The sequence below is a fragment of the Streptomyces sp. NPDC001617 genome (assembly GCF_053596855.1).
In genome coordinates this window covers 21,162-43,651 of the sequence record NZ_JBSFHA010000087.1, presented here as the reverse complement: position 1 = coordinate 43,651, position 22,490 = coordinate 21,162, and the positions used below count along the sequence as shown (strand labels likewise).

The 22,490-nt window shown below is 68.2% G+C and carries 22 protein-coding genes; 14 read left to right on the top strand and 8 right to left on the bottom strand.

The window, feature by feature from the left end:
- On the bottom strand, nucleotides 1-522 hold a 522-nt coding region (locus tag ACWC09_RS42295), incomplete at its 3' end, for an ABC transporter substrate-binding protein (RefSeq protein WP_450856370.1).
- Between the two features lie 373 nt (nucleotides 523-895).
- Here ACWC09_RS42295 and ACWC09_RS42290 point away from each other — a divergent pair.
- The 3 genes from ACWC09_RS42290 to ACWC09_RS42280 all read left to right on the top strand — a co-directional run bounded on the left by ACWC09_RS42290 (nucleotide 896) and on the right by ACWC09_RS42280 (nucleotide 4,653).
- On the top strand, nucleotides 896-1,960 hold the full coding sequence (locus ACWC09_RS42290) for a LacI family DNA-binding transcriptional regulator (RefSeq protein WP_450856369.1): 1,065 nt from the start codon (nucleotides 896-898) through the stop codon (nucleotides 1,958-1,960).
- A 233-nt stretch (nucleotides 1,961-2,193) separates the two neighbouring features.
- Complete coding sequence (locus ACWC09_RS42285) at nucleotides 2,194-4,251, top strand: RICIN domain-containing protein (RefSeq protein WP_450856368.1); 2,058 nt, start codon at nucleotides 2,194-2,196, stop codon at nucleotides 4,249-4,251.
- Nucleotides 4,252-4,653 carry a fumarylacetoacetate hydrolase family protein gene (locus ACWC09_RS42280; protein WP_450856367.1) on the top strand — a complete coding sequence of 134 codons (402 nt, stop codon included), beginning with the start codon at nucleotides 4,252-4,254 and terminating at the stop codon, nucleotides 4,651-4,653.
- Between the two features lie 34 nt (nucleotides 4,654-4,687).
- Here ACWC09_RS42280 and ACWC09_RS42275 read toward each other — a convergent pair whose 3' ends face one another.
- Nucleotides 4,688-5,482 (bottom strand): IclR family transcriptional regulator, encoded by a 795-nt coding sequence (locus ACWC09_RS42275; RefSeq protein WP_450856366.1) that lies wholly within the window; start codon nucleotides 5,480-5,482, stop codon nucleotides 4,688-4,690.
- A 110-nt stretch (nucleotides 5,483-5,592) separates the two neighbouring features.
- Here ACWC09_RS42275 and ACWC09_RS42270 point away from each other — a divergent pair, with 110 nt between their 5' ends.
- From ACWC09_RS42270 to ACWC09_RS42235, 8 genes are all read left to right on the top strand, one after another.
- Entirely contained in the window at nucleotides 5,593-7,005 is a 1,413-nt protein-coding gene (locus tag ACWC09_RS42270; protein ID WP_450856365.1) for a Rieske 2Fe-2S domain-containing protein, read from the top strand.
- The gene (locus ACWC09_RS42265) at nucleotides 7,002-7,628 is read left to right on the top strand and encodes a 3-phenylpropionate/cinnamic acid dioxygenase subunit beta (protein ID WP_450856364.1); all 627 of its coding nucleotides are present in this window, start codon (nucleotides 7,002-7,004) and stop codon (nucleotides 7,626-7,628) included. The genes ACWC09_RS42270 and ACWC09_RS42265 overlap by 4 nt, the downstream gene beginning before the upstream one ends.
- Nucleotides 7,625-7,933, top strand: coding sequence for a hypothetical protein (locus tag ACWC09_RS42260; protein WP_450856363.1), 309 nt, complete (start codon nucleotides 7,625-7,627; stop codon nucleotides 7,931-7,933). Before ACWC09_RS42265 ends, ACWC09_RS42260 begins: the two co-directional genes overlap by 4 nt.
- Nucleotides 7,930-8,715: a 3-(cis-5,6-dihydroxycyclohexa-1,3-dien-1-yl)propanoate dehydrogenase gene (hcaB, locus tag ACWC09_RS42255; RefSeq protein WP_450856362.1), complete on the top strand. Its 786-nt coding sequence runs from the start codon at nucleotides 7,930-7,932 to the stop codon at nucleotides 8,713-8,715. Before ACWC09_RS42260 ends, hcaB begins: the two co-directional genes overlap by 4 nt.
- 32 nt (nucleotides 8,716-8,747) lie before the next feature.
- The gene (locus tag ACWC09_RS42250; RefSeq protein WP_450856361.1) at nucleotides 8,748-8,945 is read left to right on the top strand and encodes a ferredoxin; all 198 of its coding nucleotides are present in this window, start codon (nucleotides 8,748-8,750) and stop codon (nucleotides 8,943-8,945) included.
- Nucleotides 8,942-10,180: an NAD(P)/FAD-dependent oxidoreductase gene (locus tag ACWC09_RS42245; protein ID WP_450856360.1), complete on the top strand. Its 1,239-nt coding sequence runs from the start codon at nucleotides 8,942-8,944 to the stop codon at nucleotides 10,178-10,180. Before ACWC09_RS42250 ends, ACWC09_RS42245 begins: the two co-directional genes overlap by 4 nt.
- Nucleotides 10,177-10,917: a class II aldolase/adducin family protein gene (locus ACWC09_RS42240; RefSeq protein ID WP_450856359.1), complete on the top strand. Its 741-nt coding sequence runs from the start codon at nucleotides 10,177-10,179 to the stop codon at nucleotides 10,915-10,917. Before ACWC09_RS42245 ends, ACWC09_RS42240 begins: the two co-directional genes overlap by 4 nt.
- Nucleotides 10,918-11,071: 154 nt before the next feature.
- Entirely contained in the window at nucleotides 11,072-12,073 is a 1,002-nt protein-coding gene (locus tag ACWC09_RS42235; protein WP_450856358.1) for an NADP-dependent oxidoreductase, read from the top strand.
- Between the two features lie 262 nt (nucleotides 12,074-12,335).
- On the opposite strand, the gene ACWC09_RS42230 is transcribed toward ACWC09_RS42235, so the two are convergent.
- The 5 genes from ACWC09_RS42230 to ACWC09_RS42210 all read right to left on the bottom strand — a co-directional run bounded on the left by ACWC09_RS42230 (nucleotide 12,336) and on the right by ACWC09_RS42210 (nucleotide 17,035).
- Entirely contained in the window at nucleotides 12,336-12,698 is a 363-nt protein-coding gene (locus ACWC09_RS42230) for a nuclear transport factor 2 family protein (RefSeq protein WP_450856357.1), read from the bottom strand.
- 437 nt (nucleotides 12,699-13,135) lie between these two features.
- Nucleotides 13,136-14,182 (bottom strand): hypothetical protein, encoded by a 1,047-nt coding sequence (locus tag ACWC09_RS42225; RefSeq protein ID WP_450856356.1) that lies wholly within the window; start codon nucleotides 14,180-14,182, stop codon nucleotides 13,136-13,138.
- Between the two features lie 2 nt (nucleotides 14,183-14,184).
- The gene (locus ACWC09_RS42220) at nucleotides 14,185-15,189 is read right to left on the bottom strand and encodes a 3-keto-5-aminohexanoate cleavage protein (RefSeq protein ID WP_450856355.1); all 1,005 of its coding nucleotides are present in this window, start codon (nucleotides 15,187-15,189) and stop codon (nucleotides 14,185-14,187) included.
- 142 nt (nucleotides 15,190-15,331) lie between these two features.
- Nucleotides 15,332-16,030 (bottom strand): FadR/GntR family transcriptional regulator, encoded by a 699-nt coding sequence (locus ACWC09_RS42215; protein ID WP_450856354.1) that lies wholly within the window; start codon nucleotides 16,028-16,030, stop codon nucleotides 15,332-15,334.
- 96 nt (nucleotides 16,031-16,126) lie between these two features.
- Complete coding sequence (locus ACWC09_RS42210) at nucleotides 16,127-17,035, bottom strand: TetR family transcriptional regulator (protein ID WP_450856353.1); 909 nt, start codon at nucleotides 17,033-17,035, stop codon at nucleotides 16,127-16,129.
- A 165-nt stretch (nucleotides 17,036-17,200) separates the two neighbouring features.
- Here ACWC09_RS42210 and ACWC09_RS42205 point away from each other — a divergent pair, with 165 nt between their 5' ends.
- The 3 genes from ACWC09_RS42205 (at nucleotide 17,201) to ACWC09_RS42195 (ending at nucleotide 20,546) form a co-directional block, all read left to right on the top strand.
- Nucleotides 17,201-18,277: a phosphotransferase family protein gene (locus tag ACWC09_RS42205; protein ID WP_450856352.1), complete on the top strand. Its 1,077-nt coding sequence runs from the start codon at nucleotides 17,201-17,203 to the stop codon at nucleotides 18,275-18,277.
- Nucleotides 18,277-19,542 carry an acyl-CoA dehydrogenase family protein gene (locus ACWC09_RS42200; protein WP_450856351.1) on the top strand — a complete coding sequence of 422 codons (1,266 nt, stop codon included), beginning with the start codon at nucleotides 18,277-18,279 and terminating at the stop codon, nucleotides 19,540-19,542. Before ACWC09_RS42205 ends, ACWC09_RS42200 begins: the two co-directional genes overlap by 1 nt.
- A 236-nt stretch (nucleotides 19,543-19,778) precedes the next feature.
- Nucleotides 19,779-20,546, top strand: coding sequence for an enoyl-CoA hydratase/isomerase family protein (locus ACWC09_RS42195; RefSeq protein WP_450856350.1), 768 nt, complete (start codon nucleotides 19,779-19,781; stop codon nucleotides 20,544-20,546).
- Between the two features lie 253 nt (nucleotides 20,547-20,799).
- Here ACWC09_RS42195 and ACWC09_RS42190 read toward each other — a convergent pair whose 3' ends face one another.
- On the bottom strand, nucleotides 20,800-22,185 hold the full coding sequence (locus tag ACWC09_RS42190) for an MFS transporter (RefSeq protein ID WP_450856349.1): 1,386 nt from the start codon (nucleotides 22,183-22,185) through the stop codon (nucleotides 20,800-20,802).
- Nucleotides 22,186-22,490: the final 305 nt, after the last annotated feature.

The following is a 22,490-nucleotide window of genomic DNA, read 5'->3' as shown; positions in this document are numbered from 1 at the left end:
GTGCTGCTGGAAGACGCTCTTGCGGTAGAAGACCGCCCACGGGTACGTGGTCATCGGCACGAAGTAGTACTTACCGTCCGCGCCCTTGCTGAGCTTCTTCATCGCGTCGGGGAAGTTGCCCCCGATCTTCTCCCACACGTCGTCGATCGGGGAGGCGAGGTTCTTGGCCGCGAAGAACTGCATGCGGTAGCCCGCGAACCAGTTGAACACGTCGTCCGGCGTGCCCTGCAGATACGAGTTGATCTGCTCCTGGAACGTGTTGTGGTCCTTGGTGTTCACGTCGACCGTGATCCCGGACTGCTTCTTGAACGCCGCGTAGATCTCGGCGAACGCCTTCTTGGGGACGGCGTCGGACGCGTTGGAGCCGAGGGTGACGGTCTTCGGGCCGGCGGAGGCACCGCTGCCGCCGCACGCGGACAGCAACGGTATGCCGGCACCGAGCAGAGCGGCCCCACCGAGTCCGCGCAGCACGGCGCGGCGGCTGGTACCAGGCAGGGATTGACCAGGGGATGAAAGGCGCATTTCGGCTCCTGAGGGGCTGTCATGGCCCGGGCGTGGCGCGTTGATTCAAGGGGGCATGACGGGAAGCGGTCGACGATACGACCAGAAACAAACGTGATCGGACAGATCCGATCGATCGACGCGTCGAAGAGTGAACTTTCCAGGGACCCGCTGTCAAGGCCCTGCGGGGAACGTGGTGAGCGGACCGCTCCTTTCGCAGTCGTCCGGCCTGTCGGCGGAAGAAAAGCTGCGCGGGCTCTTGACGCGTGACCGTCCGGCTGTCTAGATATGACCGCGCGGTCAGTGACCGCGCGGTCATACAGCTGACCTCGCCTGATGCGGGTACCAGATGGCGAGGCGGCAGGCGACAGGCATACGGCCAACAGGAGCTCTCATGACACCAGTGGCAGGGCGCGGCGCGGGGTCTCCCGCGCCGCGCAGCGCGGACGTGGCCCGCGTGGCCGGCGTTTCGCGCAAGACGGTGTCGCGGGTCCTCAACAACGAGCCGTATGTGTCCGAAGAGGTCCGGCGACGCGTCCTCGGCGCTGCCGAGGAACTCGGATACCGGCTGAACCAGGCGGCGAGGGCGTTGGCCTCGGGGCGCAATCGCTCCATCGGCGTCGTCGCCCTGGGGACGGCCGGATATGGAACCGCCATGCTCCTCGTCGGCATCGAGAAGGCCGTGCGCGACGCCGGTTACGCGCTGCGTGTGGTCAATACGCCGGACGGAGACCCCGAAGGCATCGCCGGCGCCGTGATGTCCCTCCTGGAACAGGGAGTTGACGGAATCGTCGTCTCCGAGCCCGTCGTGGAAGGAGAGGTCTCCGTCCGCATCGACGTGCCGGTCCTGTTCCTGGGGGCGCCACCGTCCTTCCCTTCCGCCCGGACCCTGACCGTGGGCGTCGGTGCTCACGCCCTGGCACGGGCGGCCACCGATCATCTGCTGGACCTGGGGCACACGACCGTTCACCACCTCGCCGGACCCGGTCGCTGGTACGCGACCACGGACCGTATCGAAGGCTGGCGGGCGGCGTTGGCGGTTCGCGGGGCACCGGAACCGCCGGTGCTCCAGGGGGACTGGTCAGCCGAGTCCGGTTACGCGGCAGGCCGCGCACTGGCCGCGGACACCTCGGTGACGGCGGTGTTCGTGGCGGGCGACGAGATGGCCATCGGCCTGATCCACGCCCTGCGGGAAGCCGGCCGGCGAGTGCCGGAGGACATCAGCGTCGTGGGCTTCGACGGTAACCCCGTCTTCGCCTACGTCGCTCCGCCCCTGACCACCGTGCGTCAACCCTTCGACGCCGCGGCACGGGAAGGAATCAAGCTTCTCGTGCACGCCATCGAGAAGCCGGAGACCGAGCTGCCTGCGGCGAGCGAGCCACCGGTCGACCTCGTCGTCCGCGGCTCGACCGCGCCCCCGCCGTCCCACAAGGACCAGACGGCGCTTCCCACCACCTGATCACCTGCCCCGTCCGTAGCGGGCGAAGAGCGCACGCCCGCGCACCAACCTCCGCCGCCCGATGGCCGCCTCACCGTGACATCTGTCGGACGCCCCCCGCCATCGCGGCGTCGGCCGACACGGCCATGTCGGCCGACGCCGCCCCCCGATTCCGCCGTTCCCGTCCGGACCGATCCGGGGTGCGGCGGGCACCAGAGCACAACCCCTTTCCCTCCCTTCTTTGAGAGCCGCACATGTTCGCTGCCCGAACAGGCGCCAGAACCAGCGCCGTTCCTCGTTCCCGTCCCCTCTCCCTCCTGTCGACGGCCTTCGCCCTGCTGGCCGTGGTGGCGACGCTGGTTCTGCCGGCCGCCGGCCGGGCGGATGCCCTGGCACGTCCGTCGCAGACGATGTACACCCCGCCGTCGGATGCGCCGTCGCCCGGGTCGCTGTACCCGCGGGCGCTGCGTCTGCAGCACAACGGCTCGGCCAACGGCACGATTCTCTCGACGTTCGAGCAGTACACCTCCGGCACCCCGGTCTTCCCGATCTACCGCAGCACCGACAACGGCAACTCCTGGACGAAGATCTCGGAGGTCGCCGACACGCAGAACGGCTGGGGCATGCGCTGGGAGCCCGAGTTGTTCGAACTGCCCACGGCGATGGGTGATTTCCCGGCGGGCACCATCCTGGCCGCCGGTGACTCCGTGCCCGGCGACCGGTCCGCAACCAAGATCGACCTGTACGCCAGCACAGACCGCGGACAGACCTGGAGCTTCGTCACCAACATCGCCACCGGCGGACGGGCGATATCCAGCAACGGCTACACGCCGGTGTGGGAGCCGTTCTTCCTCTACGCGGGCGGCAAGCTGATCGTCTACTACTCCGACCAGCGCGACCCCGCCCACGGCCAGAAGATCGTGCACCAGGTGTCCACCGACCTCCGCACCTGGGGGCCGGTCGTGGACGACGTGGCCATGCCGAACTACGCCGACCGCCCCGGCATGCCGGTGGTCACCCGGCTACCCAACGGCAACTACGTCATGACCCATGAGTACTGCGGCGCACCCGAGGGCGGCTGCTCCGTGTACTACCACATCTCCTCCGACCCCGAGGCGTTCCTCTCCGCCCCCGGGCAGGTGCTGCGGGCGACCGACGGCACCATCCCCAGCGGGGCGCCGTACGTCACCTGGCTGCCCGCCGGAGGCCCCAACGGCACGCTCGTCGTCAGTGGCGACACCCAGAACGACCTGTTCGTCAACACGGCGAACGGCGCAGCCAACGCCTGGACCCACATCCGCTCCAACGTCGCCAGCGGCTACAGCCGCGGCATGCTCCCGCTGCCCGACGGCCACAGCCTGCTGGTGCTGAGTGGAGGGCGTGGACGAAGCACCGGCCTCAATCCGGTCACGTACAGCACGGTCGACCTGGGCGGCGGCATCTCGGACGGCGCCACCTACACGGTGTCGAACGCCAACAGCGGCCTGAAGCTCACCATCGCGGGCGGTTCCGCCGCCAACGGCACCTACGCCACGCAGCAGAACACCGACAACACGACCGACCAGCAGTGGCGCTTCGTGCAGCAGGCATCCGGGTTCTTCAAGATCTTCAACGTCGCCAGCGGGAAAGTCCTGGGCGTGGAGAACCAGTCCACCGCCGACGGCGCCAAGGTTCTGCAGTGGGACGACAACGGCACCCTCGACCACGAGTGGGCCGTCGCCCCGAACCCGGCCGGCGGCTACACGATCACCAACCGCGTCACCGGCAAGTACCTCGAGATCCCCAGCGCCTCCACCGCCACCGGCACCACCGCCGACCAGTGGAGCGACAGCGGCTGCGCCTGCCAGCGCTGGAATTTCACCCAGACCGCCCTGCCCCCGCTGGGCACCGGGCAGTACGTCCTCGTCAACAAGAACAGCGGCAAGTACCTGGACATCCCCCAGGCCTCCACCGCCACCGGCACGGCAGCCGACCAGTGGCAGGACTCCGCCTGCTTCTGCCAGCTGTTCACCTTCCAGTCGGCCGCCGGCGGGGCCTGGACCGTCAAGAACGTCAACAGCAACCTCAACCTGGACATCTCTGGCGGTTCCACCACCGCGGGCGCCGCGGTCGTGCAGAACACACCGTCCAGCACCGACTCGCAGAAGTGGACCCTCACCGACGCGGGCAACGGCTACTACCGGTTCAAGAACGTCAACAGCAACCTCAGCATCGGTGTCGCCCAGTCCTCCACCGGCAACGGCGCCGCTGTCATCCAGTGGAATGACCTGAGTGTCGACGACCAGCTCTGGAAGATCGTCCGCATCAACTGAGTGGCTGCGTGCGACGAGGAGAGCGGGCGTGTATCCACGCCCGCTCTCCGCATCCGGCAAGGGAGCAATCCCTCCTTTTGGCGGGACGTTCCTGATGGGCGGCACGGAATTCGTCGTGGCCGACTTGCTCCCGATGCGCGGCGGCGAGGACCGCTCGATCCGCACATCCTTCGACACGTTCACCCCCATGGGACCCCCTTGGTCATCCCTGACGAGGTGGGCCCGCCGGAAGCGCTCGAACTGCGCTGTTCGGTGGAGGGCACGCTGCGGCAGCATGCCCGCGTTGCGAACCTCATCCGGGACGTCCCGAGGCTGCAGTCGTACACCTCGAGCGCGGTGCGGTTGATACCGGGTGACGTGGTCACCACCGGCACGTTCGCCGCGTCGGTACCGGCTCGCTGATCCGCCCCGACGCCGACCGAGCTCCCGCCTTCGCTCAGTGCAGCACCTCGGCCGCCTCCTCGGCGATCTCGCGCAGCACCGCGCTGATCCGGCGCTGGTCGGCATGGTTCATGCGACTGATCGGCACGGAGACGTTGAAGGCGACCTGCATGGGCGCTCGGTGGGCGGACAGGGCCACGGCGACCGAGCCCACCCCCTCCTCGCTCTCCTCGGAACTGGTGGCGTACCCGAGCCTGCGGGCCAGTTCGACCTCCCTTTCCAGCTCCGCTCGGGTGGCCACGGAGTTCGGCGTCAGCTGCCGCAGTTCCTCGTCCGGGTAGCGCCGTCGCAACTCGTCGTCGGCCAACTGCGCGAGGAGAGCCTTGCCGCTCGAGGTGCAGTGGGCCGGCATCGACTGCCCGAGGCGGGATGCGACGCGCACGGCGCGCGGACTCTCCAGGGCATCCACGAACCTGACCGTCGTCCCGTCCAGGACCCCCAGGTGCACCGTCTCCTGCAGTTCGGTGTTGAGCCGTTCCAGGAAGGGATGCAGGGTCTGCCGGACGTCGAAGCGCTGGAGGATGGAGAAGGCGACCCCGGTGAGTGCTGTTCCCGGTACGTACGCCTTGCCGCGCTCAGCCTGCCTGATGAAGCCGCGGTACATCAGCATCGCGAGCAGGCGGTGTGCGGTGGAGGTCGCGACCCCCAGATAGCTCGCGACCTCGGTGAGCCTGAGCTCGTTCCGCTCGCCGAGCAGGAGCAGGACCCTCAGCGCGTTGTCCACCGACTCGATCGGGTACTGCGGCGCCGGTCCGCTGGTGAGCGACGGCTGGACCTCGGACTTCTTCATAGCAGAAGGATAAGGCTGGTACGAGTCCCCCACCCTCCTCGGTTGACCGCACGCTCGAGAATTGTTCTACTGGGCAGAGTTAATCTCTGTTCTACGGAAACGGAGGGGTGATGGGCGATCATGCCGACGTCCTCGGCGACGTGCGCCGCGGAATGATCCCCGCGCACATCTACAACGACCAGGGTGTCTTCGAACTGGAGAAGAAACGCCTGTTCAGCCGTGTGTGGATGTTCGTCGGGCACGAGTCGGAGGTGCCGGCGCCCGGCGACTACGTCGTACGGCGCGTACTCGACGACTCCTTCATCGTCGTCCGCGACGAGAGCGGGCAGATCAACGCGCACTTCAATATGTGTCTGCACCGCGGAATGCAGGTGTGCCGTGCGGAGATGGGTAACGCCTCCCACTTCCGTTGTCCGTACCACGGCTGGTCCTACCGCAACGACGGCCGCATCGTGGGCCTGCCCTTCCACCAGGAGGCCTACGGCGGCGAGGCCGGCTTCCGCCGCAAGGGCCGGCGGCTGCTGCCCGCCCCGAGTCTGGACACGTACAACGGCCTGATCTTCGTCAGTCTCGACCCGGAAGCTCCGGACCTGCGCGACTACCTCGGCGACTTCGCCTTCTACCTCGACTACTACACGAAGCAGAGCCCGAGCGGCATCGAGCTGCGCGGTCCCCAGCGGTGGCGGGTGAAGGCCAACTGGAAGATCGGCGCGGAGAACTTCGCCGGCGACATGTACCACACGCCGCAGACCCACACGAGCGTCGTCGAGATCGGCCTGTTCCGCGAGCCCAAGGCGGAGAAGCGCAAGGACGGCTGCACCTACTGGGCGGACAACGGCGGAGGCACCACCTACAAGCTCCCGCCGGGCACCCTGGAGGAGCGCCTTCGGTACGTCGGCTACCCCGACGAGATGATCGAGCGGATGAAGAAGTCCTGGTCCGACGACCAGCTACGGGTCGTCGGCAACGACGGTTTCATGATCTCCGCCGCTTCCCTCTTCCCCAACATCAGCCTGGTGCACAACTGGCCGAAGGTTGGCGACAGCGACGCCGTGCTCCCGTTCATCTCCCTCCGTCAGTGGCAGCCGATCAGCCGGGACGAGACGGAGGTGCTGTCCTGGTTCGCCGTCGACGCCGAGGCACCCGAGGAGTTCAAGGAGCTGTCGTACAAGGCGTATCTCATGTGCTTCGGCTCCACCGGCATGTTCGAGCAGGACGACGTGGAGAACTGGGTGTCCCTCACGAACACCGCCGCCGGCTCGATGGCACGGCGCCTGCTCCTCAACAGCCGCATGGGCCTCCTGGCCGACGGCACCGAGGTCAGCCCGCAGCTCACGCCCGAGCAGTTCGCGGGTCCCGGCACGGCACACGTCGGCTACGGCGAATACAACCAACGCGAACTGCTGAACCGCTGGGCCGACTACCTCGCCACACCGGCCGAGGCGGCATCCACCATGGAGGTCGGCCGGAACGGCGGCACCTCGACAACGCAGTCCAACGGCGCGACGGGGCATCCGGCATGAGCACACAGACCGGGATGTACCGGGGCGGCGCCTACTCCTCAGGCCGCCAGGGCACCCACTCCGAGCAGGCCGTACTCGGCGCCCGAGCCTCTCGCGTCCGTCGGGAGGGGGCAACACTGCCCTTCCACGACGAGCGTCACCTGCTGGCCCACCAGTGGCTCGTCGACGAGACGTACCTCCTGGACGCCCAGCAGTACGAGGAGTGGCTGGACCTGCTCACGGACGACATCCACTACGTGATGCCGGTCCGGGTCACCACCGCGCTCGGTGCCGGTTTCGACACTGCGCCCGGTATGGCGCACTTCGACGAGGACAGGTACTCGCTCTCGCGTCGAGTCGCCCGCTTCCAGACCGAGCACGCCTGGACCGAGGATCCGCCGTCGCGGCTGAGGCACCACCTCACCAACGTCCGCACCTTCGCCGCCGACACACCGGATCACCTGGTGGTGGAGTCCGGTGTGCTGCTGTACCGCAGCCGCGGCGACTACCAGGAAGCGGCGCAGATCTCCGCCGGACGGGAGGACCTGCTCCGCCGCACGGACGACGGATGGAAGCTGGCGCGCCGCACCATCCTCGTCGACGACTCGGTGATCCGTATGCAGAACCTGGCGGTGTTCCTGTGACCCTGAGATGGAAAGGCGAGGAGGAGGACCTCCGGGCCGCCCACAGGGCCGCCGCGGAGAAGGCCGCTCTGGAGCTGGGCCGCACCGGCGAACCCCTCACGCTGGGCAACGAGTTCGCCGAGATCCGGGTCAGTCGCGTGGAGACCCGCAACGGCGCGCGGCTGCTCGTGGAGTCGACCCGCTCGGGTCAGTGGGTGGCCCTCTGTCCCCTGGAGCTGGAGGCGCTGACCTGGCAGAACACAGCCACGTTCGCCGCGATGATCGGCAAGTCCTTCGGCCCGCTCGTCCCCGAGGAGGAGATATGAGCGGCTGGCTGGACGGAAAGCGCGCTCTCGTGGTCGGTGCCGGATCGGGCATCGGGAAGGCCGTCGTCGACGTGTTCCGGATCGAGGGCGCACAGGTCGCCGCGCTCGAACGGGAACCGGCCAAATGCCGGGCGCTGCGGGACGACGTCCCCGAGACTCCCGTGGTCGAGGGCGACGCCACAACCCGATCCGCCAACGAGCGGGCCGTCCAGGCAGCCGTGGACGCCTTCGGCGGCCTCGACGTCCTCGTCAACTGTGTGGGGATCTTCGACTACTACAAGGGGCTCGGCGATCTGCCCGCCGACGTGCTGGACGAGGCGTTCGACGAGATGTTCTCCGTCAACGTCAGAAGCCAACTGCATTCCGTCAAGGCGGCCCTGCCCGTCCTGCGGGAGGCCAAGGGGACGATCGTCCTCACCGAGTCGACCTCCGCCTACCACCCTGGACGCGGCGGCATCCTCTACGTCTCGTCCAAGTTCGCCGTACGTGGCATGGTCACCTCCCTCGCCTACGAACTCGCCCCGGACGTCCGCGTCAACGCGGTCGCCCCCGGCGGCACCCTCGGCACCGACCTGCGCGGACTGGACAGCCTCGGACTGGCAGGTCGCAGCCTGGGCGACGCTCCGGGCCGGGCCGACGAACTCGCCGCCCGGGTCCCGCTGCGGACCGCGCTCACCGCCACCGACCACGCCTGGAGCTACGTCTTTCTCGCCTCCGACCGCTCGCGTGGCATCACCGGCCGCGCCGTCCACCCCGACGGCGGCATCGGCGTCAAAGCCTGAGTCTCATTCGACCCCTGTGAAGGGACAGCACCATGCCTCTCCTCAAGGCGGACCTGGCGGCCTGTCAGGGATACGCGAACTGCGTCATCGCCGCACCGGACACCTACGACCTCGACGACGACGGCGTCGTCATCCTCCTCAAGAGCGAGATCGCCGACGAGGACCTGTCCCGCGTCCGGGAAGCGGCCCGCAGCTGCCCCGTCTCCGCCCTCACCATCGAGGGCCCATGAGCGGCCGCACCGTCCTGATCGTGGGCGCCTCCGTAGCCGGCGTACAGACGGCCCGCTCCCTGCGTGCCCAAGGCCACGGGGGAAGGATCGTGCTGGCGGGTGCCGAGCCCCATCTGCCCTACGACAAGCCCCCGTTGTCCAAGCAGTTCCTGGTGGGGGAGTGGGACACGGAGCGCGTCCGCCTGCTCAGTAAGCAGGAAGCCGGGGCCCTGGGCATCGAACTACGGCTGGGCAGCCCGGCGGTGGAACTGGACCGGGCCGGGCAACGGGTCCGCTTCGAGGACGGCACCGAGTGCGGTTATGACGTGTGCGTCGTGGCCACGGGTGCTCAGGCGCGGCCTTCGCCGTGGCAGGCCGACGCCGGACTGCACCAGGTCCGCTCCCTCGCCGACGCCACCGCCCTGCGGGAGGACCTGGCGAAAGGAGGACACGTCGTGGTCATCGGCGCCGGTTTCATCGGGGCCGAGACGGCCTCCACCGCACGCGCCCTCGGCTGCCAGGTCACGGTCGTCGACCCGGCCCCCGTCCCCATGGAACGGGTACTCGGCGCGGGACTGGGCCAGCTGTTCGTCTCCCTGCACGAACGCCACGGCGTGCACACGCGACTCGGCCGTGGCGTGCGGTCGGTCAACGGGAGGGCGGGCGATCTCGCCGTCACCCTCGACGACGGCGAGACACTGCGGGCGCACACCGTCGTGGTCGGTATCGGAGCCGTCCCCAACGACGGCTGGCTCGCCGGATCCGGACTGCGCCTGGCGAACGGCGTCGTATGCGACGAGTACTGCCGCGCTGCCGTGGACGTCTTCGCGGCGGGCGACGTCGCCCGCTGGTTCCACCCAGGTCGCCAGGAGCACCTGCGTGTCGAGCACTGGACCAACGCCATCGACCAGGCCGCGCTGGTCGCCCACAACATCGTTCATCCCGGGCAGCCGCGGACCTACGCGCCCGTGGAGTACGTCTGGAGCGACCAGTACGACTGGAAGATCCAGATCGTCGGCCGTCCCGCCACGGCGGCCGCGCACACCGTGATCGGTGAGTTCGACGACAACGCCCGTGCAGTAGCGCTGTTCGGAGAGGAAACCGGCCGCTTCATCGCGGCCGTCACCGTCAACTGGCCCCGCGCCCTGCTGGAATGCCGCCGCCTCCTCTCTGCCGGAAGCACCCTGGCCACCGCCGAGCAGCGCGTCAACACACTCGCCCACCGACCCGTCCTGACCTCGGGAGCCGCCTTGTGACGAAACAGGACCTGGATGCCCTGCGTCGGCTCGTCTCGGACGCCTGCCGCGTGCTCGCGGGCCGCGGGCTCGCCGACGGCATTCTCGGACACATCAGCCTCCGTATCGACGAGTACACGCTGCTCGTCCGCTGCCGTGGCCCGCACGAACGCGGACTGCTGTACACCGAGCCGGACGACATCCGCCTTGTCGACCTCGACGGAACGGCGGCCGCCCCCGGGGAGCTGGAGGGATGGACGGTACCGAACGAACTCCCGCTGCACACCGAGGTCCTGCGCACCCGGCCGGATGTGGCCTGCGTCGTCCACGCGCATCCGCCGGCCGTCGTCGCTGCCGATCTCGCGGGACTCGGGATCCGCCCCGTCATCGGCGCATTCGACATCCCCGGCACCCGGCTTGCGGCCCGTGGCGTACCGGTTCACCCGCGGGGAGTGCTGATCCGCGATCGTCGGCTCGCGGCCGAGATGGTCGCCGCGCTCGGTGACCGTGACGCCGTCGTGCTCCGCGGCCACGGACTGACCACCGTCGGCACCGGCGTCCCCGAAGCCGTCTTGCACGCGATCTCGGTCGACACGATCGCCCGTCTCTCCCTGGACGTCGTCAAGGCGGGCGGGACTCTGAGGGATCTTCCGGAAGAAGACTTGCGTGAACTTCCCGACCTGGGCTGCTCGTTCAACCACGACACCGCCTGGCGACATGAACTGGCACGGCTCGGCCGGCCGGCGCAGACATCATGACCTAGACCTTCGTGCTCATCCCCGGTGCCTGGCACAGGGAAGACCTCGCGGAGGGAACCCCTCATGCGGAATTCGGTCTCACCCCACGCTTCCCACAAGGCCTCGGCTGCGCTGCCCAAGGCCTGACGTCCTCCCCGACCTTTGGAGTTCACCCATGAGTTCTGCGACCGAGATCCGGCTCGCGTCCCGTCCCGGCAAACAGCCGACGCTGGAAAACTTCGCCCTCGTGGATGTCGATGTACCCAGACCCGGGCCGGGCCAGCTCCTCGTCCGCAATGCGGTGCTCAGCGTCGACCCCTACATGCGCGGCCGGATGAGCGCGGCGTCGTCCTACGCCGAGCCCTACGAGGTGGGCAAGGTCATGCACGGCAGCGCGGTCGGCGAAGTGCTCGAATCCACTGTCGACGACTATCGGCCCGGTGACTACGTGCTGCACGGGCTGGGCTGGCGGTCGCATGCCGTGGTCGACGCCGGGAACGCGTCGAAAGTGGATCCTGACGCCGCGCCGCTGAGCACCCACCTGGGCGTGCTGGGCATGACCGGTCTCACCGCGTATGTCGGGCTGCTGGAAATCGCCCGGTTCAGGCCCGGCGACACCGTCTTCGTCTCGGGAGCGGCCGGGGCGGTCGGTTCCATGGTCGGTCAGCTCGCGAAACTGAAGGGCGCCAAGCGGGTCATCGGCAGCGCGGGTACCGCGGGCAAGGTGAGGCATCTCATCGGCGACCTCGGCTTCGACGCCGCCTTCAACTACAAGGACGGCCCGGTTGCCGGACTGCTCGAAGCCGCCGCCCCCGACGGCATCGATGTGTATTTCGACAACGTCGGCGGTGAGCACCTCGAGGCCGCGATCGAAGCGGCCAACCTGCACGCTCGGTTCGCCATGTGCGGGATGATCTCGATCTGGGACTCGACGGAACCGCCGACCGCGCCGCGGAACCTGATGAAGATCGTCGGTAAGCGCCTCGACATGCGCGGTTTCCTCGTGGGCGACCACTACGGACTGCAGCAGCGGTTTCTTGCCGAGGTGGCTCCGATGGTGAAGGAGCGCAGGCTGCGCTACGAGGAGACCGTCGTGGAAGGGATTCGCAACGCGCCGCAAGCCTTCCTCGATCTGCTCAAGGGTGCCAACACGGGCAAGATGTTGGTGCGTCTGTGACCGATCGGCGCACGGGCGCACCGAGGGGCTGACTGTGCAGGCCCGGGCGTCGCTCACGCCGACTGCGCGGCGGCGCGAACGGAGTCGCGTCGGGGCCCCACGACGTGATCCGCGTCGGGACGACCCTGCCCTGATCGTCCCGAAGCCCGGCCCCAGCCGTTCACCGCCCTCGTTGTCGGCCTGGGCGCCGACGCGGAGTTCGATGCCGCACGGTGTTCATGGATCAGTCGTGGGCTCTCGTTTCCGCTGAAGGCGGAGGCCGTCACGAGACCTCGGCGAGGCTGTCGAGTGCGCGCGAGTCGAAGTACTCCTCGATCCGTGTCACGAGCCCGTCCGAGTCGACCTGTACCCGCATCATCGCCGGCATCCGGAACGTACCTCCGGAGCGGAGCTCTGCGGTCAGCGTATGCTGCAGGAACGCCTGCGAGCCGACTGTCGTGATGTGTCGGTCTTCGTAGGTTCGGCTCGTCGAGACAGCGCAGAGGTGACCGAGCAGCGCAATCACGGCGTCGACATCCTGCTCGATCTCGTCGTGGTTGTGCCAGACAAGCGCGCCAGGCGCGAAGCAGCGGCGCAGCCCGTCCATGTCGCCCTTCTCGATCAAGGCCAGCTGGGTGTTCACCACGCTGAAGTCGGTGGTGCGAGGTTCTTCGCTTGACATGTCACTCCTCAATTCTGTCGGCGATGAATGGTCATCCTCCGACGCGACTCCTTTGGGCGTCGCTGTACGACGCGCTTGACGTTCACTCGCCGTGCCGGGTCGGTGATCCAGTCGTGCGAGCGGGCAGGTTCATCGGCAGACCCGGCAGTTGATGACCAACCCGACCGATGCCGTCCATGCCGCCGTAAACCCGGGAACGTCCCACACATCGAGTGCCACGCCGAGGCGCGAGCCGGACGGCTCACCGGTCCTGACCGGCAGGACCGGAGCACCGGCGGCGAGCGCGGCGACCCCTTCCGTCCCACGGCCCGAGGGCTGCACCTCGCCGTGTTCCCGAAACGCGTGCGGATCCAGTCGTACGCGCGCACTGTTGCCTTGCGCGTGGGGGAGGGGCGTGGGTGTCAGCCCACCGCGACCGCCTCCACCGCGGTCGGATGCACGTCGAACTCCGTCGTCTCCGCCAACTTCGAGATGCGTCGTCCCGCCTCGGTGAGCTCCAGGTTCGCCCTGGTCTCGATCAGCCAGGCGACGTATCCCTCGGGCACGTTCTCCTCCGGGCCCTGGTGGATCACGCCCTTGGGCACCCAGACCGCGGTGCCGGGCATGGCGACCGCGCCGAGTGCGCCGGGGCCCTTGACGTAGATGCCGATCTCGTCATAGTCCGCGTTGTGGTGCACCGGCGGCCGGCTGCTCTCCCGCGAGCCGAGGTAGTAGATCATCGTCTCGGTGGTCGGGTCGGTCATGAGCTGCGCCGGCGGAGACCCGACGCCCTTGACGGTCAGCGGGTGGACGTCGGACAGGTTGAAGCGCTGGACCACCGGGGCGCCGGAGGCCTGCATGATCGGCAGCGGGTCGTAGTCGTAGAAGTAGCTCGTCGTGTGCTCGCCGTGCCGGAGCACCAGCTCGTACTCCCCGGGCTGCCCGCCGGGATTCTCGTACGCACGGGGCAGGTCGACCTGCGCGGGGTTGAGTACCGAATCGTTCTCCGGGTTCACGTTCACCGGATTGGCCGTGGCCAGGATGATCAGGTGGAGCTCCTGCACGTCGACCAGGCGCAGCGCGACCGAACGCGGGATCCGAACGATGTCCATCGGCTTGAGATCGAGCACACCGAAGTCGGTTTCCAGCCGGGCGTGCCCTTCCAGGACGTTGAACACCTGGTCGTGATGCACGTCCCGCATCGCGAACGGAGTGTCCTCCGTGCGCTGCCACACGTCCAGCCGGACCGTGGGACCACGGAGGATCGTGACCGGCAGGGCCCGTGGATCGGCCGCCTCGGAAAGCGGGTGCCACGCCTCCAGGCGACGCGGTGTGTAGTCGCCCTCGACCCGGGTGTAAGTGGGGGTGTACTGCCGGCGCAGCATGACCGTGGACGGTCCGGCGAACCCGTTGCGGGTGTACAGATCCATGAGTGGCGCCCCGTTGGCGGGCGGCAAGGTCTCGGTCATGGTTACGCTGCCTTCCCGGAGTCTCCGGCGCGCCCGAGCCCGAGTCGGTCCCGGGCCTCCGCGGCGGTCGCGACCTTGCGACCGAGGACCGCCGCGGTGGCCACGGCACGCTCGACGGACTCCTTGCTGCTGGTGAGCAGGTCGTTGCGGTGCGGGAACTTGAACGCAGTGTCCTCGGTACCCACCCGGACGTCCAGGCCGAGCAGCATGGCCGCGGTGACCATGTACTGGCTCGCCCGGCCGGCGGAGGCAACCAGGATGTCGGCGTCGGCGTCGATCTCGCGGATCCGGTCCACGATGTTGATGAGCTCGTGGAACATCGCCTTGGGGTGCGGCAGGTACGTCGCCAGCCGGGTGTGCGAGTCGTCGTAGGGGTAGCCGATGAGGATTCCCCACATCGGCTTCTGCTTCAGGATCCCCTTGGACAGGATGAGACGGTTGGCCAGGTCGACCTCGGCGGCGGAGTGGATCGCGAAGACCAGCCGGACGCCGTGCTCGGTCGCCACGTGCGCCGCGGATTCCATCCAGGGCACCGGGAAGTTCGGCGCCATCGGCACCGTCTCGGCGATGCCACTGGTGATGGCGAACATGTTCTCCTCGAACGTGTCGCCGGTGAGGACGTTGGCGTCGCAGATCCAGTCCTTGTCGGTACCGACGTTGATCGCCTTGTGGAGCCGGCTGTACGCCTGCGGCAGGGTCAGGCCCTGCTCCCAGATCTTCGGGATGCCGAGGATGTCCAGGTGTATGCCACTGGCTCCCGCTTCGATCGATTCCACGGCGGCGGTCACGAACGACTCGTAGTCGAGGCCGAAGCCGGCGGAGCGGTCCTCCGACTCCTGGCGGACGATACGACCCGACACCGCGGCGGTGATCACGACCGTGTCGGGGACGTCCCACGGCGGCTGGACGTCGATTGACGGCAGTTCGTCCATGTCGGTGCGGCCGCGCGTTTCCACGGCAGAGCGGAGCGACGGCAACTCTGACCAACTCTGTGTGAGATCGAACATCGATACCTCCTTGTATCGCCAGCCGAGCGGTAGCGTGTCGAGCAAACCACGAAACATTCAATGTTTCAATAGATGGCTCAGGGGTGGCTCGATGACGCGTGGAACGGGGGCATCGCCGAGGGCGGACGTGCCGCCCCGCGCCTCAGCTCGCCGGGTCGGCGATCTCGTCGTGCCAGATGCCGGCGACGTGCTCGCTCGTCAGCCGCCGCACCTCGTCCGGCTCGTGCCGCCTGAGCGCCTCGAGGATTCGCTGGTGCTCGGCCAGGACGCGCCAGGGGTCGAAGCCGCCGCCGGGCGGCCCGGGCACCCGGTTCAGCGTCCTGCTCAGCAGTTCGACGATGACCGCCAGGAAGCGATTGCGCGTCGAGTTGATCAGAATGGAGTGGAACTCCACGGCGGACTCGGTGATGTCCTCGCCGCGTTGGATCTGCTCGTGTGTACGGTCGACGTTCGCCGCCAGTCGGTCGAGGTCCTCCGGCGTGATGCTCTCGGCGGCATAGGCGCTGATCACCGGTTCCAGGACGAGCTTCGCCCGGGCGAACTCGCCGACGGTGGACTGGTCGAGGGTCAGCAGATTCTCGAGGGCGGTGACGGCGGCCGGCAGAGACGGCCCCGCGACGAACGGACCGCCGCCCACGCCACTGCGTACCCGCACCAGACCCTGCTGTTCCAGGACCAGCAGAGCCTGGCGCACCATCGAGCGACTGACCTCGAACCGCTCGCTCAACTCGCGCTCGATCGGCAGGCGATCCCCGGGCGCGTACGTGCCGTCCAGGATCGCCTGCCGCAACTGACGGGCCACGTTCTCGTGGGGGCGCTCGATATGCTTCACCGGTTTCATGGGACCATTCTAGTCAACCATGCAATGGATCGATGTTTCCGGAGTATTAGACGCCGACGACAAAAAATCCGGCAGGTTTTGCCCCGGCCTCTCGTGTCACCGAGGCTCGCCAGTGGCGTCTTTTCGTGGCGTCATGAGATCAAGAGCGAATCGCACATATTGTTCGGCGATCTGCGCGGGGCCGTAGGGGCCTCCGGGGCGCCACCAGGTGGGCAGTGCGGTGCACATGGTCACAACGGCCCGGGCGGCCTCGTGGGGGTGGTCCGACCGGAACCTGCCCGCACGGACTGCCTGCTCGACCTCATGATCGATCAGGCGCTGCTGAGCAGTGCGCCGTTCGGCGATCCGGTCCCGTTCGGCGGGCTCCAGACTGCGCATTTCGCTGGCGCCGACGAAGCCCAGCTCCCTGCGGTGCGTGTGGAACAGGGCCAGGTTCTCGACGAGCGCGCTGAACCGTTCCACCGGGTCACGGCCCTCCCGGCGGGCGGCGCGAGCGCGGAGGGACAGGTCGCTCATCGTGTGGTCGAGGATGGTGACCAGCATCTGCTGTTTGCTCACGTGGTAGTGGTACATGCCCGAAACGGACAGGCCGGCCCGTGCCGCGATGTCACGCACGGTGGCGGCGTGATAGCCGACCTCGATGAACTCCGCGAGCGCAGCGCTCAGTACGGGATCGAAGCCGAGAGGCCCGTATGCGCGCCATGCGGCCGCACTCCTGCCCACCGAGGCGTCGGATGCCAGCGGTGTGGCCGAGGCCCTTGTCGCTCCGGCGTCCTCCACGCCGTGCAGGATCTGGTCGACGGTGGTGTTCAGCGCGTCGGCGACCTGGCGCAGCCGGACGACGCTCAGTCCGGTGTGCCCGTTCTCGATCTGGCTCAGAGTCGCGGGACTGACGCCGATCAGCCCCGCCAGGCCGCGCAGGCTGACGCCTCGCGCCTGGCGGGCCATGCGCACCCGCACCCCGGGTGCGTCGTCCGCGGGCTCGTTTCTCCGGGCTGTCGCCATCCGTCTCTCCCTCCACCGTGCATTGTTTGGGAATTCTAAACATTACCGAAGCTCCTCAGGTGATCTTATGTATTGACTGGTAAAAGGCATCTCGGGCACTCTGTCTGAACGGTTGCGATCGAGCGCTCGCACGTTCCAGCGAGCACCTCGCATACAGGAGGACGCATGAGTGTGCGGGCCGAGCAGGAGCAAGGGGTGCGGGAGGACCTTTCGTCCCTGGTGCGACTGGACCGGTTGACGCCGGTCCTGGCCGCCGCCCTCGACGACGACCGCTGGCTCGCGTCGGAGGCGACTCTGATGGCCGGCGGGAAGTCCAACCTCACGTTCGAGATCAGGAGTACGGCCGGCTCCGTAGTTCTGCGCCGGCCTCCCTCCGGGGAACTACTGCCCCGCGCGCACGACATGGGGCGCGAGGCGCGGGTCCAGCGAGCACTGCGGAACACCTCGGTGCCGGTGCCCGCCGTCCTGCTGGAGGAGCAGGACGCCGACGTGATCGGTGTGCCGTTCTACGTCATGGAGAAAGTGCCCGGTTTTGTCGTTCGCGGAGCCTTGCCTCCCTCGTATGCCACAACGACGCAGGACCGTACCGTGCTCGCCGACGCGCTGGTCGACGTGCTCGTCGCCCTGCACTCCCTCGATCCCTCCGAGATCGGGCTGGCGGACTTCGGCAGGCCGGGGGGATTCGTCCAGCGGCAGGTGCGACGTTGGCAAGGGCAGTGGGCCAGGTCGAAGAGCAACGACGTTCGCGCGCTCGACGAGCTGGGCGCACGGCTGGCCGCGGCGGCCGAGACCGTTGACCCGGCAGGCCCCGCCCTCACGCACGGCGACTACCGCCTCGACAACTGCTTGCTGGACACGTCGGGTGTCGGCCGGATCACCGCCGTACTCGACTGGGAACTGTCCACCCTCGGTGATCCGTTGGCCGACCTGGGGCTCCTGCTGTTCTACTGGCGCGAGCCGGGCGAAACGGTCTCTCCGCTCACGCCCACCGTGACGACCGAGCCGGGATTCCCCGACCGTGCGTACCTCGCCCGGCGGTACGCGGCAGCGACCGGGACCGACCTGAGAGGCCTCGCCTTCTACGAGGCGTTCGCCCACTTCAAGTTCGCCGTCATCGTGCAGGGAATCGCCGCCCGCACCGCCGCCGGATCAATGGCAGGACAGGACTTCGGAGACCTCGGGGCCGAGGTGGTCCGATGTGCCGAGGGAGGCCTGGAACGCCTCGCGAAGGGAAGCCACTGATGGACTTCGCGCCTTCCGCGAGGACGGAAGAACTGTGCGGGCGCATGTGGGAGTTCATGCGCGAGGAAGTCTTCCCCGCCGAACCCGTCTACCACCGCCATCTCGCGGAGTCCGGCCGGCACGACCGTCCCCCGGTCATGCGGCACCTCCAGGAATCCGCCAGGAACCGGGGCCTGTGGAACCTGTTCCTGCCCGCCGTGTCGGGCCTGACGAACCTGGAGTACGCCGCCGTGGCGGAGATATCCGGGTGGTCGCCGGTGATCGCTCCGGAGGCGATCAACTGCCAGGCCCCCGACACCGGCAACATGGAGTTGCTGCATGTGTTCGGCACTCCCGAGCAGAAGCAGCGATGGCTGGAGCCCCTGCTGGACGGGCGGATCCGGTCGGCCTTCGCGATGACCGAGCCCGGTGTGGCTTCGTCTGACGCCACCAACATCATCACGCGGATCCGCCGCGACGGCGACGCCTACGTCGTCGACGGCCGCAAGTGGTGGACCAGTGGGGCCATGGACGACCGCTGTCGGGTGTTCGTCGTGATGGGGCAGACCGATCCCGCAGCCGAGCCGCACCGCCGCCAGTCGATGATTCTCGTACCACGCGACACTCCCGGCGTCATGGTCAAGCGGGACCTGCCCCTCTTCGGCTACCACGACCAGCACGGACATGCCGAAGTGGTCTTCGACGACGTACGCGTCCCGGCGGCGAACCTGCTCGGCGGGGAGGGGGAGGGCTTCTCTATCGCCCAGGCGCGGCTGGGCCCCGGCCGGATTCATCACGCGATGCGGGCCGTCGGCATGGCCGAGCGGGCCCTGGCCCTGATGGTGGAACGCGCCCGCTCCCGCCATGCCTTCGGCGGTCCTCTGGCAGAGCAGGGCGTGGTCCGTGAGCTGATCGCGCAGTCGCGGATCGACATCGACCAGGTGCGCCTGTACGTACACAAGACCGCCTGGCTCATCGACCGTCACGGTGCCAAGGGTGCCCGCACCGAGATCTCCGGTATCAAGGTCGCCGCTCCCGCGACGGCGACCGCCGTGATCGACCGGGCCATCGAGCTCTTCGGAGCCGAGGGCATCTCCGACGACACCCCGTTGGCGTACTTCTACGCCTGGTCGCGCGCGCTGCGGATCGTCGACGGCCCCGACGCCGTCCATCGACGTTCCATCGCCCGTGAGGAACTCCGGCGCAGGCCCGTCCACGGCAGCAGCGGGCAGGACACCGCGCAGCAGGTTCTCCGGGAGGGAACGCCCGCCCGTGAAGTCGGCTGAGAAGGGCCTGGCCGTCCGGGCGGGTGCACACCCCGATCAGCAGCTTGAAGGGCGTGTTCGCTGATGCGGCCCAGGCAGTCGCCGCCATCCAGGACCGCCTCCTCGGGGTTGATTTGACCTGGAACTCGACACCATGGCCGCGCGTACGGGCGACGGTCAGACGCCGTCCGCCCATCCGCCCGTCCGCCGTGTGTCGGCCGGGGCCTGTTATTTCCTTCCATGAGAGTGAGCACGCCATGAGTGACCTCGTCCGTTACGAGCACGCTGCGGGCGTTGCCCGGATCGTTCTGGCACGCCCGGATCGCGCGAACGCCGTCGACCTGAGCACCGCTCGGGCGCTCGGCAAGGCCGTGAACAGGGCGGCCCATCCCGACGTCCGCGTGGTCGTCATACGCGGTGAGGGTGGTCGGTTCTGTGCCGGCGGCGACCTCGCGTCGATGGCCGCCGCACCTGACCGGGCCGCGTATGTGGAAGAACTGGCCACGACACTGGACGATGTGTTCCAGGAACTCGCCGCCCTGCCCAAGCCGGTCGTCGCCGCGGTCGAGGGGTCCGTGGCAGGGGCCGGACTCGCCCTGATGCTCAGCTGCGACGTGGTCGTGTCGGCCGCCTCCACGAAGTTCGTGCTGGCATACGCCGGGGTGGGCCTGACGCCCGACTGCGGGGTGTCCTACCTGTTGCCTCGTGTCATCGGACAGCAGCGCGCGCTCGACCTCGCATTGACCGGCCGCCGACTGACGGCAGGGGAAGCCCTCTCCTGGGGCCTGGTCTCCGATGTGGTGGACGACTCTTCCCTCGGGGCGCAGGTCGACCGTCTCACCCAACGGCTAGCGGTGGGAGCGCCGTTCGCGCTCGGGCAGGCCAAACTGCTCTTTCGCTCAAGGGAGTTGACCCGCGAGGAAATCGGACGTGCGGAGGCTCGGGTGATCGCGCAGGCCATCAACCGGCCTGAGACGACGGCGCTCGTCGAGGCTTTCACCGGACGCGGCGCGGCACCCGCTTGACCGGGGGCCTGTAGCAGTCGGTGCCTCGGAACATCGCGGTCTGCTGATGCCGCCGGCTCATCCCTGTGGGGACGCGACGTCGATCCTTACCGAGACCTCAGTGAGACGCTGAACAGTGCTCCCGACGGGGCGACAGGGCCCCCAGGCACTCGGATCGTTTCGCGATCCGAACCGCCGGGAGGCCCTGCTTCACGCGCGGTCCCTCAAGAGATCACGCACCCGGAGACCCCAGTTCTGAGTGCCCCGTGGGCGCTCACGTCTGCTCTGCGAGGGGACGCATGGTTCCACCCTCACTCGCACGCCCCGCCCGAGTGTCCGCTTCCGGTGTGCGGGGAACCAGGCCGATCAGCAGAGCGCCGATGATGCCGGGCACGGCCAGCGCGTAGAAGTTCCACTGGAACGCCAGCCCGGCCCCGATGATGAGTCCGAGCAGCGGCGGAGCGAGCATCGAGCCGACGCGGCCGAAGCCCAGCATCCAGCCCAACGCCGTGGCGGCCATCCGTACCGGATAGTGCTTCGAGACGTAGGCGAGGACGAACGTCTGCGTTCCCATCGCCCCGACGCCGCCCAGGGCGACGGCCGCGTACAGCACCGTCGTGGGCAGGCGCAGGCTGAGCAGTATGACGGCCACGCTGGACACGAGGAACGTCGTAGTGATGATCGGCTTGGAGCCGAGCCGGTCGGCTGCCAGGGAGAGGACGAGCGTGCCGATGACAGCTCCGAGGTTGAACACGAGCAGGAAGCCGAGCGAGGAGCCCGCGGAGTGGCCTGCGCGCCGCATGATCTCCGGGAGCCAGGTGTTGTAACCGTAGATCATGAACAGACACAGGCACGTCATCAGCAGGAAGCACACAGTCGCCACGACGTAGCCGCGCGAGAGGAGAGCACGCACCGGCGACATGCTGTCGGAATCGGTTCCGGACCTGCCTGGCTCAGAGACCGGGACGGCCTTCTGCTCGTCGTCCAAGGTGATGTTCCAGCGGTCGGCGGTCTTCTCCGCCTCGGCGTGCCGCCCTTGCGCCCGGAGGAAGACGATCGACTCGGGCAGGAGCTTGAAGGCCAGCGGAACGACCAGGAGCAGTGGCAGGAGGCCGATCAGGAACATCGCCTGCCAACCGAACCGTGGAATCACGAACATTCCGGTGAGAGCCGCGATGATGCCGCCGACAGGAAAGCCGCTGAAGAGGATCGCGAAGACGAGGTTTCGCGACTTGGGGTGCGAGTACTCACCGGTGAGCGCGCTGGCGGTCGGGAGCACGCCGCCGAGGCCGAGGCCGGCGAGGAACCGGAAGAGGCCGAACACCTCCGGAGAGGTGGCCGTCGCGCACAGGGCCGTCATCACCGAGAACCAGGCCAGGCAGGAGATCAGCATCCTGCGTCGGCCCAGTCGGTCGGTGAGCGTGCCGACCGCCGTAGCTCCGATGAGCATCCCGACCAGGGCGAGGGAACCGATCAGACCGGCACCGGCGGGCGTCAGGCCCCACCGGGGTTCGTGCAGAAGGGACGGAATCACCGCGCCGTAGATGACCACGTCATAGCCATCGGAGATGACGGTGACGCCACAGATTGCAAGGACGAGCAGCGTCACGGGAGGCCAGTTGGCCTTGGAGAGTCTTTCTCTGTGACTGATTTCGTGCATGACGGTTCCTCTCACATGGCTTCGCTTTTCGGCGAGGGTTCTCTCGCTCCGGGTGTGCCGTGCGGACGTCTCCGTGACGGCGTCCGCCGGTGCCACCCGCACGGGCGGGGGGTGAAGACATGCCCGCCTGGATCAGCGGGTTCGACTCTCGTGTGCGGGCCGCCGGGGCGGCCGGGCGCCTCGGCTCGTACGAGGACGGCGGCTCTCCTCGCTCATGTCGTGTCCCATCCGGAGGCTCCGGGCCACAACCATTGGTTCCTGACTGCATCGTCCGCGATACACCTCGCACCGCTAAGTGTGCACAG

Excerpts from the sequence above, each read along its gene's own strand:
- ACWC09_RS42290 (WP_450856369.1), top strand. The coding sequence starts at position 896 with ATGACACCAGTGGCAGGGCGCGGCGCGGGGTCTCCCGCGCCGCGCAGC.
- ACWC09_RS42285 (WP_450856368.1), top strand. The coding sequence starts at position 2,194 with ATGTTCGCTGCCCGAACAGGCGCCAGAACCAGCGCCGTTCCTCGTTCC.
- ACWC09_RS42275 (WP_450856366.1), bottom strand. The coding sequence starts at position 5,482 with ATGAAGAAGTCCGAGGTCCAGCCGTCGCTCACCAGCGGACCGGCGCCG.
- ACWC09_RS42270 (WP_450856365.1), top strand. The coding sequence starts at position 5,593 with ATGGGCGATCATGCCGACGTCCTCGGCGACGTGCGCCGCGGAATGATC.
- ACWC09_RS42265 (WP_450856364.1), top strand. The coding sequence starts at position 7,002 with ATGAGCACACAGACCGGGATGTACCGGGGCGGCGCCTACTCCTCAGGC.
- hcaB (WP_450856362.1), top strand. The coding sequence starts at position 7,930 with ATGAGCGGCTGGCTGGACGGAAAGCGCGCTCTCGTGGTCGGTGCCGGA.
- ACWC09_RS42250 (WP_450856361.1), top strand. The coding sequence starts at position 8,748 with ATGCCTCTCCTCAAGGCGGACCTGGCGGCCTGTCAGGGATACGCGAAC.
- ACWC09_RS42245 (WP_450856360.1), top strand. The coding sequence starts at position 8,942 with ATGAGCGGCCGCACCGTCCTGATCGTGGGCGCCTCCGTAGCCGGCGTA.
- ACWC09_RS42235 (WP_450856358.1), top strand. The coding sequence starts at position 11,072 with ATGAGTTCTGCGACCGAGATCCGGCTCGCGTCCCGTCCCGGCAAACAG.
- ACWC09_RS42225 (WP_450856356.1), bottom strand. The coding sequence starts at position 14,182 with ATGACCGAGACCTTGCCGCCCGCCAACGGGGCGCCACTCATGGATCTG.
- ACWC09_RS42220 (WP_450856355.1), bottom strand. The coding sequence starts at position 15,189 with ATGTTCGATCTCACACAGAGTTGGTCAGAGTTGCCGTCGCTCCGCTCT.
- ACWC09_RS42215 (WP_450856354.1), bottom strand. The coding sequence starts at position 16,030 with ATGAAACCGGTGAAGCATATCGAGCGCCCCCACGAGAACGTGGCCCGT.
- ACWC09_RS42210 (WP_450856353.1), bottom strand. The coding sequence starts at position 17,035 with ATGGCGACAGCCCGGAGAAACGAGCCCGCGGACGACGCACCCGGGGTG.
- ACWC09_RS42205 (WP_450856352.1), top strand. The coding sequence starts at position 17,201 with ATGAGTGTGCGGGCCGAGCAGGAGCAAGGGGTGCGGGAGGACCTTTCG.
- ACWC09_RS42200 (WP_450856351.1), top strand. The coding sequence starts at position 18,277 with ATGGACTTCGCGCCTTCCGCGAGGACGGAAGAACTGTGCGGGCGCATG.
- ACWC09_RS42195 (WP_450856350.1), top strand. The coding sequence starts at position 19,779 with ATGAGTGACCTCGTCCGTTACGAGCACGCTGCGGGCGTTGCCCGGATC.
- ACWC09_RS42190 (WP_450856349.1), bottom strand. The coding sequence starts at position 22,185 with ATGCACGAAATCAGTCACAGAGAAAGACTCTCCAAGGCCAACTGGCCT.